The organism is Pseudomonas sp. FBF18, assembly GCF_024261405.1.
GTDB lineage: Bacteria > Pseudomonadota > Gammaproteobacteria > Pseudomonadales > Pseudomonadaceae > Aquipseudomonas > Aquipseudomonas palmensis.
In genome coordinates this window covers 175,536-187,720 of the sequence record NZ_QKRS01000006.1, presented here as the reverse complement: position 1 = coordinate 187,720, position 12,185 = coordinate 175,536, and the positions used below count along the sequence as shown (strand labels likewise).

Annotated in this window: 13 protein-coding genes; 3 read left to right on the top strand and 10 right to left on the bottom strand. The window is 61.6% G+C overall.

Annotation, left to right across the window (positions count from 1 at the left end; all coding sequences use genetic code 11):
* Nucleotides 1-42: 42 nt before the first annotated feature.
* The 8 genes from ruvB to DN387_RS12115 form a co-directional block, all read right to left on the bottom strand.
* Entirely contained in the window at nucleotides 43-1,098 is a 1,056-nt protein-coding gene (gene ruvB / locus DN387_RS12150; RefSeq protein WP_043864243.1) for a Holliday junction branch migration DNA helicase RuvB, read from the bottom strand.
* On the bottom strand, nucleotides 1,099-1,707 hold the full coding sequence (ruvA, locus tag DN387_RS12145; RefSeq protein ID WP_043864300.1) for a Holliday junction branch migration protein RuvA: 609 nt from the start codon (nucleotides 1,705-1,707) through the stop codon (nucleotides 1,099-1,101).
* A gap of 108 nt (nucleotides 1,708-1,815) precedes the next feature.
* Nucleotides 1,816-2,340, bottom strand: a complete 525-nt coding sequence (ruvC, locus tag DN387_RS12140; protein WP_043864244.1) for a crossover junction endodeoxyribonuclease RuvC — start codon at nucleotides 2,338-2,340, stop codon at nucleotides 1,816-1,818.
* A 116-nt stretch (nucleotides 2,341-2,456) separates the two neighbouring features.
* Nucleotides 2,457-3,203 carry a YebC/PmpR family DNA-binding transcriptional regulator gene (locus DN387_RS12135; RefSeq protein ID WP_043864245.1) on the bottom strand — a complete coding sequence of 249 codons (747 nt, stop codon included), beginning with the start codon at nucleotides 3,201-3,203 and terminating at the stop codon, nucleotides 2,457-2,459.
* 122 nt (nucleotides 3,204-3,325) lie between these two features.
* Nucleotides 3,326-5,101 (bottom strand): aspartate--tRNA ligase, encoded by a 1,776-nt coding sequence (gene aspS, locus DN387_RS12130; RefSeq protein ID WP_043864301.1) that lies wholly within the window; start codon nucleotides 5,099-5,101, stop codon nucleotides 3,326-3,328.
* A 96-nt stretch (nucleotides 5,102-5,197) separates the two neighbouring features.
* Nucleotides 5,198-5,419 (bottom strand): FmdB family zinc ribbon protein, encoded by a 222-nt coding sequence (locus DN387_RS12125; RefSeq protein ID WP_043864246.1) that lies wholly within the window; start codon nucleotides 5,417-5,419, stop codon nucleotides 5,198-5,200.
* Between the two features lie 110 nt (nucleotides 5,420-5,529).
* The gene (locus DN387_RS12120; protein ID WP_054914974.1) at nucleotides 5,530-5,859 is read right to left on the bottom strand and encodes a ribbon-helix-helix domain-containing protein; all 330 of its coding nucleotides are present in this window, start codon (nucleotides 5,857-5,859) and stop codon (nucleotides 5,530-5,532) included.
* 275 nt (nucleotides 5,860-6,134) lie between these two features.
* On the bottom strand, nucleotides 6,135-6,605 hold the full coding sequence (locus tag DN387_RS12115; RefSeq protein ID WP_043864248.1) for a Dps family protein: 471 nt from the start codon (nucleotides 6,603-6,605) through the stop codon (nucleotides 6,135-6,137).
* 303 nt (nucleotides 6,606-6,908) lie between these two features.
* On the opposite strand from DN387_RS12115, the gene DN387_RS26045 reads away from it, so the two are divergent.
* Nucleotides 6,909-7,496 carry a cold-shock protein gene (locus tag DN387_RS26045; RefSeq protein ID WP_043864302.1) on the top strand — a complete coding sequence of 196 codons (588 nt, stop codon included), beginning with the start codon at nucleotides 6,909-6,911 and terminating at the stop codon, nucleotides 7,494-7,496.
* Nucleotides 7,497-7,618: 122 nt separating this feature from the next.
* Here DN387_RS26045 and DN387_RS12105 read toward each other — a convergent pair whose 3' ends face one another.
* Both DN387_RS12105 and DN387_RS12100 read right to left on the bottom strand, forming a co-directional pair.
* A complete protein-coding gene (locus tag DN387_RS12105; RefSeq protein ID WP_043864249.1) occupies nucleotides 7,619-7,825 on the bottom strand; it encodes a SlyX family protein in 207 nt (68 codons plus the stop codon).
* A gap of 3 nt (nucleotides 7,826-7,828) precedes the next feature.
* Nucleotides 7,829-8,254, bottom strand: coding sequence for an HIT domain-containing protein (locus tag DN387_RS12100; RefSeq protein ID WP_043864250.1), 426 nt, complete (start codon nucleotides 8,252-8,254; stop codon nucleotides 7,829-7,831).
* Between the two features lie 771 nt (nucleotides 8,255-9,025).
* Here DN387_RS12100 and DN387_RS12095 point away from each other — a divergent pair.
* Both DN387_RS12095 and DN387_RS12090 read left to right on the top strand, forming a co-directional pair.
* On the top strand, nucleotides 9,026-10,300 hold the full coding sequence (locus DN387_RS12095) for an OprD family porin (RefSeq protein WP_043864251.1): 1,275 nt from the start codon (nucleotides 9,026-9,028) through the stop codon (nucleotides 10,298-10,300).
* A gap of 166 nt (nucleotides 10,301-10,466) precedes the next feature.
* Nucleotides 10,467-12,182 carry a proline--tRNA ligase gene (locus DN387_RS12090; RefSeq protein ID WP_043864252.1) on the top strand — a complete coding sequence of 572 codons (1,716 nt, stop codon included), beginning with the start codon at nucleotides 10,467-10,469 and terminating at the stop codon, nucleotides 12,180-12,182.
* Nucleotides 12,183-12,185: the final 3 nt, after the last annotated feature.

Below are 12,185 nucleotides of genomic sequence, written 5' to 3'. Positions count from 1 at the left end.
GCGTGTCCGCCGATAGGACCACGAAAACGCCGGATAAGTCTGTCATTCATCGGCCAGGTCGGAAAAACCCTCGCCGTTGACCGACTCGCCCATGCGGCCCGGAATGTTCAGGCCAAAGTGCAGGTAGGCGTGCCGGGTCACCACGCGCCCACGGGGTGTGCGCATGATGTAGCCCTGCTGGATCAGGTAGGGCTCCAGCACGTCCTCGATGGTGTGACGTTCTTCGCTGATCGCCGCTGCCAGGCTGTCAACACCCACCGGGCCACCGTCGAACTTCTCGATCATGGTCAGCAGCAGGCGCCGGTCCTGGTGATCGAAACCACGCTCGTCCACGTCCAGCAGGTTCAGCGCCAGGTCGGCGATGGCCTTGGTGATGTCACCTTTGCCACGCACCTCGGCGTAGTCGCGTACACGACGCAGCAGGCGGTTGGCGATACGCGGGGTGCCACGGGCGCGCCGGGCGATCTCGAAGGCGCCCTCGTCCTCGATCGGCAGGCCAAGAATCCCGCCCGAGCGGCTGACGATGGTGGCCAGGTCTGCGGTGTTGTAGAACTCCAGGCGCTGCACGATACCGAAACGGTCGCGCAGCGGATTGGTCAGCATGCCGGCGCGGGTGGTTGCCCCGACCAGGGTGAACGGCGGCAAATCGAGCTTGATCGAACGTGCGGCCGGCCCCTCGCCGATCATGATGTCCAGCTGGAAGTCTTCCATGGCCGGGTACAGCACTTCCTCGACGATCGGCGAAAGCCGGTGAATCTCGTCGATGAACAGTACATCGTGGGGTTCCAGGTTGGTCAGCAGCGCCGCCAGATCGCCCGGGCGCTCGAGGATCGGCCCGGAGGTGCTCTTGATCGAAACGCCCATCTCCTGCGCGATGATGTTGGCCAGGGTGGTCTTGCCCAGACCCGGCGGGCCGAAGATCAGCGTATGGTCCAGCGACTCGCTGCGCCCACGTGCCGCCTGGATGAACAGCGCCATCTGCTCGCGCACCACTGGCTGCCCGATGTACTCGTCCAGGCGCAATGGCCGGATCGCCCGGTCCTGGACCTCTTCGCGGTCGCGCCCGGTAGCGGCTATGAGTCGGTCGGCTTCGATCACTTAAATCATCCCCTTGAGGCTGCGCCGGATCAGCTCTTCGCTGCTCAGGCCCTTGGCATCGATGGCCGCCACGGCGCGGCTGGCTTCCTGCGGCTTGTAGCCCAGCGAGATCAGCGCGCTGACCGCATCGGTTTCGGCAGTGGAGGCACTTGCCACCGGCTGCGGGCCGTCGGACACCAGGGTAAACAGGCTTGGCGCGGTTTCCCAGGCCTTGAAGCGGTCCTTGAGTTCGACCAGCAGGCGCTCGGCGGTCTTCTTGCCCACCCCCGGCACCTTGACCAGCGCCGAGGTGTCCTGGGCCTGCACGCAGCGTATCAGGTCGTCGACCTCCAGGCCCGACATCAATGCCAGGGCCAGCTTGGGCCCTACGCCGTTGAGGCGGATCAGCTCGCGGAACAACTCGCGCTCGCGCTTTTCGTGAAAGCCATACAGCAGGTGCGCGTCTTCACGTACCACCAGGTGGGTGTGCAGCGTCACTGCCTCGCCAACCTTGGGTAGGCGATACAGGGTGGTCATCGGCACCTCGAGCTCGTAGCCCAGGCCGTTGACATCGACAATCAGGTGCGGCGGCTGCTTTTCAGCCAGGGTACCGCGCAAACGTCCAATCACGTTCAGGTCCTTTATCCAGGGCGCCGGGGCGATCAAGCCCGCCATCAGCCGCCATGATTGCAAGCCGGCGGTGGCCGGCAAGCGAAATTGTGTTAACCGATGATGCTATCAGAGCCTTAGGCGGCCACTGCGGCTGCGTGCAGCGCCCAGCCCGTGCGGCACCAGGCTGGAACGGGTATGGGCATGGCACAGGGCGATAGCCAGGGCATCGGAGGCGTCTATCTGCGGCTTCTGGGTGAGCTTGAGCAGGTGCATGACCATCATCTGCACCTGTTCCTTGTTGGCCCCGCCCGTACCGGCGACCGCCTGCTTGACCTGGGTGGCACTGTACTCGGCGATCTCCAGGCCCTCTTCGACCCCGGCGACGATGGCGGCGCCGCGCGCCTGGCCGAGCTTGAGCGCCGAGTCGGCGTTGCGCGCCATGAACACCCGCTCGATACCCATGGTCACCGGCCCGTGCAACTGGATGATTTCGCGCACGCTGCGGTATACCACCTGCAGGCGCTCGGGCAGCTCGCCGCTGCCGGTACGGATGCAACCGGAGGCCACGTACTCGCACCCGCGCGCCGTGTGGCGCACCACACCATAGCCGGTAATCCGCGAGCCGGGGTCAATACCAAGAATCAGAGTCATATCGCCTGCGCAACCAGTGGCGCACCGGGGCGCCATTAAAAAGACAGAAGCCGGACCCGTCACGGGCACAAGGTGCCTGCGGACGAATCCGGCCTCGAGTACGCCAGAACTGAACCTTAGCCGAGTTGTTCCATGACTTCGTCAGGAATTTCGGCGTTGGAATACACATTCTGCACATCGTCCAGGTCTTCAAGCATGTCGATCAGCTTGAGCACCTTCTGTGCACCCTCCAGGTCGAGTTCGGCGCTGGTGGTCGGCTGCATGACGATTTCCGCATCCGCAGCCTTGAAGCCGGCAGCCTCCAGGGCAGTACGCACCGCGTAGAAGCTGGCAAACGAGGTGAACACGTCGAACGAGCCATCTTCGTTGCTGACCACGTCGTCGGCATCGGCCTCCATCGCCGCTTCCATCAGCGCGTCTTCATCGACACCGGCGGCAAAGCTGATCTGCCCCTTGCGCTCGAACAGATAGGCCACCGAGCCATCGGTGCCCAGGTTGCCACCGCACTTGCTGAAGGCATGGCGCACGGCCGCGGCGGTGCGGTTGCGGTTGTCGGTCATGGCCTCGACCATGATCGCCACGCCGCCCGGGCCGTAGCCTTCGTAGCTGAGCTCTTCGACATTGTCGGCTTCGGTTGCGCCTGCACCACGGGCCACGGCGCGATCGATGATGTCGCGGCTCATGTTCGCGCCCAAGGCCTTGTCCAGCGCCAGGCGCAGGCGCGGGTTGGAATTCGGGTCACCACCGCCCTGCTTGGCAGCGACGGTCAGCTCACGAATCCACTTGGTGAAGATCTTGCCTCTCTTGGCATCCTGGCGCTCTTTGCGGTGCTTGATGTTCGCCCACTTGGAATGACCCGCCATAACTGACTCCAGAAATCCTTGAAACAAAACCACGCCCCCGCCAGAAGAAAACCTGGCGTGGGCAATCAATTCGGTATGCCGTAACGCAAAGGCGCATCCAAGTGGATGCGCCCCGGGCCCGCTTACTCAGCCTTGGGCTGTTCGCGCAGACGGATGTGCAGCTCACGCAGTGCCTTGGCATCGACCAGGCCTGGGGCCTGGGTCATGACGCACGCCGCGCTCTGGGTTTTCGGGAAGGCGATCACTTCACGAATCGACTGGGCGCCGGTCATCAGCATCACCAGGCGGTCCAGACCGAAGGCCAGGCCACCGTGCGGCGGTGCACCGAACTTCAGCGCGTCGAGCAGGAAGCCGAACTTCTCTTCCTGTTCCGCCGCCTCGATGCCCAACAGGCGGAACACGGCCTGCTGCATCTCTTTGCGGTGGATACGGATCGAACCGCCACCCAGTTCGGTGCCGTTGAGCACCATGTCATAGGCGCGCGACAGCGCGGTGGCCGGGTTGGCCTCCAGCTCTTCAGGGGAGCATTTTGGCGCGGTGAACGGGTGGTGCAGCGCCGTGAAGCTGCCGTCGTCGTTCTCTTCGAACATCGGGAAGTCTACAACCCACATCGGTGCCCATTCGCAGGTCAGCAGGTTGAAGTCGTTGCCGACCTTGATGCGCAGCGCGCCCAGGGCTTCGCTGACGATCTTGGACTTGTCGGCACCGAAGAACACGATGTCGCCATCGACCGCGCCCACGCGATCGAGGATCACGTTCAGGTTGGCCTCGGGGATGTTCTTGACGATTGGCGACTGCAGGCCCTCGACGCCCTTGGCGCGCTCGTTGACCTTGATGTACGCCAGGCCCTTGGCACCGTAGATGCCGACGAACTTGGTGTACTCGTCGATACGGCTGCGCGGCATGCTCGCCCCGCCCGGTACACGCAGTGCGGCAACGCGGCATTTCGGGTCGTTGGCCGGGCCGCTGAACACCTTGAAGTCGACCGCTTGCAGCTGGTCGGCCACATCCACCAGTTCCAGCGGGTTGCGCAGGTCAGGCTTGTCCGAACCGTAGCGGCGCATGGCCTCTTCGAAGGTCATGTGCGGGAATTCGCCGAACTCCAGGTCCAGGACTTCCTTGAACAGTTTGCGGATCATGCTTTCGGTCAGGCCCATGATCTCGGTCTCGTCCAGGAAGCTGGTCTCGATATCGATCTGGGTGAATTCCGGCTGGCGGTCGGCGCGCAGGTCTTCGTCGCGGAAGCACTTGGCGATCTGGTAGTAGCGATCGAAACCGGCCACCATCAGCAGTTGCTTGAACAGCTGGGGCGATTGCGGCAGGGCAAAGAAGCTGCCAGCGTGGGTACGGCTTGGCACCAGGTAGTCACGCGCGCCTTCCGGGGTAGCGCGGGTCAGGATCGGCGTCTCGACGTCGAGGAAGCCGTTTTCGTCAAGGAAGCGACGGATGCTGGTGGTGATGCGCGAGCGCAGACGCAGCTTCTCGGCCATCTCCGGACGACGCAGGTCGATGAAGCGATAGCGCAGGCGGGTCTCTTCACCCACGTCGGAGTACTCGTTGAGCGGGAACGGCGGGGTTTCCGCTTCGTTCAGCACTTCGAGCTCGTAGCCCAGCACTTCGATGGCGCCCGAGGCCATGTTGGCGTTGACTGCGCCTGCAGGGCGCGGACGCACCTTGCCGGTGATCTTCACCACGTACTCGCTGCGCACGCGGTCGGCGGCGGCAAAGCTTTCTGCGCGGTCCGGGTCGAACACGACCTGAGCCATGCCTTCGCGATCACGGATGTCGAGGAAAATCACCCCGCCGTGGTCGCGACGACGATGGACCCAGCCGCAAAGGGTAATTTCCTGACCTTCCAGGCTCTCGTTCAGTTGGCCGCAATAGTGGCTGCGCATCATGATGGTGGTTTCGCTTCTCGTCATTCGTGAATTCGGGTGTGGACCTTGCCGGCCCCAGGGGGCCCATAGTGCAAGACCCTGGCAGTACAGTTCAACTCAGTCGGCCTTGTCGGCGCCCGCCAGGTTCTTTTTGGTGCCGGTCTTGAAGTCGGTTTCATACCAGCCGGTGCCGCCCAGGCGGAAGCCCGGGGCAGAAATCAGCTTCTTCAGGGCAGGTGCCTGGCAGGCCGGGCAATCGGTCAGCGGCGCTGCGCTGATCTTCTGCAGAACTTCCATCTGGTGGCTGCAGGAACCGCATTGATAGTCGTACAGGGGCATTGGCGTATCTCGTTGACCACTGCGCGGGCCGCGCCACGCAGCAAAAAGCGGGATTATATATGGTTAACCGGGGCTGTGCAGCCCGCCCGCCGTGCCAGCGCACGAATGGTTCAGGGCTTGGCGCCGCCCCCCAGCACGTAGACCACGCAGATCACCCGCACCAGGCCGCTGAAATTCTTGACGCCGCCGTGGCGAAGGTGGACTTCGCGGTCCACATGGGACAGCACCGCATTGACCGTACACCGGTTGGCGGCGGCAATGCGCTCGAGGATTTTCCAGTAGACCTCTTCCAGGCGCAAGCAGGTGGCGAAGCCGTTGAGTCGCACCGAACGCGACAGCGGGCGCGCCAGGCCCATATTGAAATCTGCCTGAAAAGGATCACCAGGGGCCATACGAAGTTGCTCGGCGGTGCATGCACGTTCATTCACGACTCGCGACATATTCATCCCACGCATTGACTGACAGGAAGTTCATCACCGGGATACTTGCTATCCAGGTACCTGCCTATGAAGCGCTGTTCATCGTATTGCAACCAGCAGACCGCGAGCCTGCGCAGCGTAGGAATAACCTTTTAGTTGAGTTCATGTACCACACCTGCTGAAACTGTTCCACGCCGGCCGCAGCACGCAGGAAGTACCCATTAAAAAAGCCCGACTCCTCTAAAGAAAAATCGGGCTTGCGTCTTTCAACAGGCGCCTTTACAGGCGCCGAACACTCACTTGGCCAACAGCGAGCGCAGCATCCAGGCAGTCTTTTCATGGGCCTGCATGCGCTGGGTCAACAGGTCGGCGGTCGGCTCGTCGCTGACCTTGTCCAGCAACGGGAACAGGCTGCGCGCGGTCCGCACCACGGCTTCCTGGCCATCGACCAGTTGCTTGATCATCTCTTCAGCCGCCGGCACACCTGGCTCCTCCTTGATCGAGGACAACTTGGCGTAGGTGGAATAAGTACCCGGCGCCGGGAAGCCCAGTGCACGAATTCGCTCGGCGATGGCATCGACTGCCAGGGCCAGTTCGTTGTACTGGCCTTCGAACATCAAGTGCAGTGTATTGAACATCGGCCCGGTCACGTTCCAGTGGAAGTTATGGGTCTTCAAGTACAGTACATATGTATCCGATAACAGATGCGACAAGCCGTCAACAATGGACTTGCGATCTTCTTCACTGATACCAATATCAATTGCCATGTACATTTCCTTCCTGTGATGTCAGTTCAACATGCTGGAAGCACTGTACCAAGAGTTGCGCGTGCCTGCAGCTCCGATTGCCGGTCTGGCGTGCGACACAGGGCTGCAGCCGCGCGGCCCGTTTGGCCCGCTGATTTGAGAAGCACCCGGCTTTGCTGTTAAATAGGCACTGTGCCGTCATTGCGCATTTTTTGTGCAATGGCGCATAGGCTGCAGCCACGCTTTGGCGCCTCATCGGTAACCGCGCACCGTGGGTTCAGCTCTTCCTGTGATATGCCTGAATAAAATGTGAGCCAAACCACCATGTTCAAGATCGTTCACCTGTTGACGGGCGCAGCTGCCTTGCTGCTGTCCCTGATTCCTAGCCTGAGGGGCGAAGCTGTCCCTTTCCTGCAACAACCCGATGCCATCTACCTGGCGCTGTTCGGGCTGCTCAACCTGATCCTGGTGCCTGTGCTGCCAATGCACTACCGCGGCGCGCGCCAGTACCTGCAACACACTGCCAGCGCGCTGCTGGTGCTTGCAGTGGTATTGCAAGCGGTCACTGTGCTGCTGCGCCCGGAGCTGGGCAATGTCGCGGCCATGGTCTGCGCCCTGCTGGCCGTGCTGCTGCATCTGGTGGCGGGCCTGGCCAAGGTTGGCCGTGCGCGCAGCCAGGCACCTGCCTACGACATGAGCAACCGCGACACGGGCACCGTGAAGTGGTTCAACACGTCCAAGGGCTTTGGATTCATTTCGCGGGATTCCGGCGATGACATCTTCGTGCACTTCCGGGCCATTCGTGGCGAGGGTCACCGGGTGCTGGTGGAGGGTCAGCGCGTGGAGTTTTCGGTGATGAACCGGGACAAGGGCCTGCAGGCCGAGGATGTGATTGCGGCACCGCGTCGCTGATCCTCGCGTGAAGAACCGCGACGGCCACTCGGCCGATCGCGGTTTTTTTACGCCTACTCACCCGCCCTGTTCTGCTGTGGATCTGCACTGAGCCTTTAGGCCCGCTGCGCGAGGCGCATGCATCAATAGTGCGGGGGCGGCGCTTCTTCCTCGTTGGACTCGTACTGCCCCACCATCTCCTCATAACGCTTGAGCAGCGCGCCCATCTGCAGCTGCAGCCTTTCAACCACCCGCTGCTGCTCCACCAACACATCGTTCAGCGCCAGCAGCGTATCGTCCTGAAATGCCAGACGACTCTCCAGCTCGGTTACCCGTGCTTCCAGGGTCATGATTCAAGCCTCGATCGGTTGAAGATAATCACCAAGCTCACGCTCGACGATGCGGCGCACATGAGCCAGCGCCTCGGCTGTATAAACCAGCGCCGGCACGCGCCCCCACACCGGGCCAGGCCATGCCACATCGCTCTGGCGTCGCACGATCACATGCATGTGCAACTGGCTCACGACGTTGCCCAGGGTCGCGACATTCATCTTGTCGGCATCGAACAGCCCGTCGAGCAACTTGGCCAGCAACGTGGTCTCTTGCCAGAGTTGCTGCTGCGCCTCTTCATCAAGTTCGAATACTTCGCTGACAGCAGGGCGCCGCGGCACCAGAATGAACCACGGATAGTTAGCATCCTTACTAAGTAACAAGCGACAAAGAGGTAAGTCCCCCAGCGCAATCGTGTCTTGTTGCAAACGTGAATCAAGAGCAAACACAGAACAATCTCCTCGCACCTTTCAATCCCGATACCTGCACCCGGCAGGTGATTGACGCAAGGATACCCCCGATTGGAGTCACAGGCATGAGTACATGGCGCTCCATCCCGGGGCAGGCAGACCACACTGCACGCAGGAGGTCCGCTCACGCCGGTAACAAAACGCTACTTTTCGCACCAAAATAGCGCCTCGCGAACACAATCAGCACCGCCTCCTACCGAAAACTACTCACTTGTCCTACAAGCCGGTAACGTTTTGACTTCAAAGTCGATTTTTTGCTTATTCCGCGACGGCATCGACCCTCAAACCAAAAGATCTGTACACCCCCGGTTTTCGGGCACCACGCGCCCTTCGGCCAACGAAATGTGAAAATTTCATCAACGCACCGCGCAATTGAGCACGCTTGTTGCATTCATCTCTGCCCAACGTCGGCATGGCGCCTGCATAAGCAAGCCAAGTGCGACAAATAACAACAGCTGCAAGGGCAACCAGGGAGTTTTGGCATCAAAGGCTTGGCGTGATTGCGCTGCCTTTGCTGCTCTGCGAAACAGCGCTGTAGTTGAACGCACCGGTCATGCCGGGGCGTAATTTGCGACAGGGATTTAACCGTTTGCGACGGGACCATAAAGTTAATGAAAGGTTCCTTTCGCAAGTATCGCCAACGACAGTCAGCGTGATATACATTTCGCCGACTCAAAAAAGAAAGAGCCGCCCCATAAAAAAACCAGGGGGCAAGGCCGTAATCTTCCAAAACCAAAGGAGCAAATCACGATGCGCGTGATGAAGTGGAGCATAATCGCCCTGGCCGTAGCGGCAGGCACCTCGCAGCTGGCCATGGCGTCTTCTCAGGATGAATCCAAGGGGTTTGTAGAAGACAGCAGCTTGAACGTCAAACTTCGCAACCTGTACTTCAGCCGTGACTACCGCAACGTCCCCAACACCGAGCAGAGCCGCGCTGCAGAGTGGGGCCAAGGCTTCATCGGCACCTTCGAGTCGGGCTTCACCCAAGGCACCATCGGCGTCGGCGTCGACGCAATCGGCATGCTGGGTCTGAAACTGGACGGCGGCAAGGGCACTGCCGGCACCGGCCTGTTCCCGACCGGCTCCGACGAACGCTCGCAGGACGACTACTCCAAAGGCGGCGCAGCCATCAAGTTCCGGATTTCCGACACCGTCCTGAAAGTGGGTGACCAGTTCACCTCGCTGCCAGTGCTGGCCACCGACGACAGCCGCCTGCTGCCTGAAATGGCCCAGGGCGCGTTGATCACCAGCAACGAAATCAAGGGGCTGACGCTCAACGCCGGTCGCTTCACCAGCATCACCGCACAAGACCAGACCAACCGTGACGGCGGCATCCACCTGACCAAGGCCGACGTACTGGGCGGCACCTACGCGTTCAGCGACGAGCTCAGCACCAGCCTCTACTACTCCAAGGTCGAAGACTACTGGCGCAAATACTACGCCAATGTGAACTGGAGCCTGCCGATCAACGACGAGCAGGGCCTGGTGTTCGACTTCAACTTCTACAACACCAAGAGCACCGGCGCCGCGCTGGAAAAAGCCTACGACGGCGACAAGATCGACAGCCGTGCATTCAGCCTGTCCGCTGCCTACACCATCGGCGCGCACACCTTCACCCTGGCGCACCAGCGCATCAGCGGCGACGGCGGCTACGCCTACGGCGTCGACGGCGGCGGTACCGTGTTCCTGGCCAACTCGGTGGCACGTTCGGACTTCAACTCCGAAGACGAGAAATCCTGGCAGGCTCGCTACGACATCAACATGGCCACCTTCGGCGTACCGGGCCTGAGCTTCATGACCCGCTACATCCGTGGTACCGATGCCAACGTTTCCTCCGGCAACAACGGCAAAGAGTGGGAACGCGACATCGAAGCCAAGTACGTACTGCAGGAAGGCCCGGCCAAAGACCTGAGCTTCCGCGTTCGCCAGGCCACCTACCGCTCCAGCGATGCGGTGTACAACAACTCGTCGCCTTCGATCGACGAACTGCGCCTGATCGTCGAGTACCCGCTGAGCATCCTGTAAGCCTTCCGGCTCACGGACCCCAGCTCGAAAAAGCCCGGCCCTGCCGGGCTTTTTCTTTTGTGTTGATGCACTTGGCGCAGTTTCCCGCGCCACCATCCTATACGTCACCGAATCGCCCCCGTACAATGCGGGGTCATTTCAGTTAAGCAACCGACAACGGCCTACCATGCGCACCAGTCAATATTTGCTCGCCACACAGAAAGAAACCCCTTCCGACGCGGTCGTCATCAGCCACCAGCTCATGCTGCGTGCCGGCATGATCCGCAAGCTCGCATCCGGCCTTTATACCTGGCTGCCGATGGGCCTTCGCGTGATGCGCAAGGTCGAAGCCGTGGTACGCGAGGAAATGAACGCCGCAGGCGCCCTGGAAGTGCTGATGCCGGCCATTCAGCCCGCTGAACTGTGGCAGGAGTCCGGCCGCTGGGAGCAGTACGGCCCCGAGCTGCTGCGCCTGAAGGACCGTCATGGTCGCGAGTTCTGCGTGGGGCCTACCCACGAAGAGGTCATCACCGACCTCGCGCGCAACGAGCTGAGCAGCTATAAACAGCTGCCACTGAACATGTACCAGATCCAGACCAAGTTCCGCGACGAGATCCGTCCGCGCTTCGGCCTGATGCGCGGTCGCGAGTTCATCATGAAGGATGCCTACTCCTTCCATGCCGACCAGGCGTCCCTGCAGCAAACCTACGACCGAATGCACCAGGCGTACTGCAATGTGTTCACCCGCCTGGGCCTGGATTTCCGCCCCGTGCAGGCCGACACCGGCTCGATCGGTGGCAGCTGGTCCCACGAATTCCACGTGCTGGCCGAGTCCGGTGAAGACGACGTGATCTTCAGCGACAGCTCCGACTACGCCGCCAACATCGAGAAGGCCGAAGCAATCCCGCGGGAAACCGTGCGCCCTGCCCCCACCGAGGAGCTGCGCCTGGTCGATACCCCGGACGCGAAAACCATCGCCGCCCTGGTCGAAAACTACGGCGTGCCGATCGAGCGCACCGTCAAGACCCTGATCGTGCATGCCGCCGAAGAAGGCAAGCTGATTGCCCTGATCGTCCGCGGCGACCACGAGCTCAACGAAATCAAGGCTGCCAACCTGCCACAGGTGGCCAGCCCGCTGGTGATGGCCAGCGACGCCGAACTGCGCGACGCCATCGGCGCCGGCGCCGGTTCCCTGGGCCCGCTGAACCTGCCGCTGCCGTGCATCATCGACCGTTCCGTGGCCTTCATGAGCGACTTCGGCATCGGTGCCAACATCGACGACAAGCACTACTTCGGCGTGAACTGGGAGCGCGACCTGCCCGTACCGGAAATCGCCGACCTGCGCAACGTGGTAGCCGGCGACCCGAGCCCGGACGGCAAGGGTACGCTGATGATCAAGCGCGGTATCGAAGTCGGGCACATCTTCCAGCTGGGCACCAAGTACAGCGAAGCACTCAAGTGCCAGGTGCTGGGCGAGAACGGCAAGCCGGTGACCCTGGCCATGGGCTGCTACGGCATTGGTGTTTCGCGCGTGGTCGCCGCTGCCATCGAGCAGAACTACGACGACAAGGGCATCATCTGGAGCGATAGCCTCGCGCCATTCCAGATCGCCCTGGTACCGCTGCGCTACGAAACCGCTGAAGTGCGCGAAGCCACCGACAAGCTCTACGCCGAGCTGACAGCCGCCGGTTTCGAAGTGCTGCTGGACGACCGTGACAAGAAAACCAGCCCGGGGATCAAGTTCGCCGACATGGAACTGATCGGCATCCCGCACCGCATCGTGGTCAGCGACCGGGGCCTGGCCGAAGGCAACCTGGAATACAAGTACCGCAAGGACAGCGAGGCCCAGGCCTTGCCCGTGGCCGAGGTGCTGTCGTTCCTGCAAGCCCGTATTCGTCGCTGATAG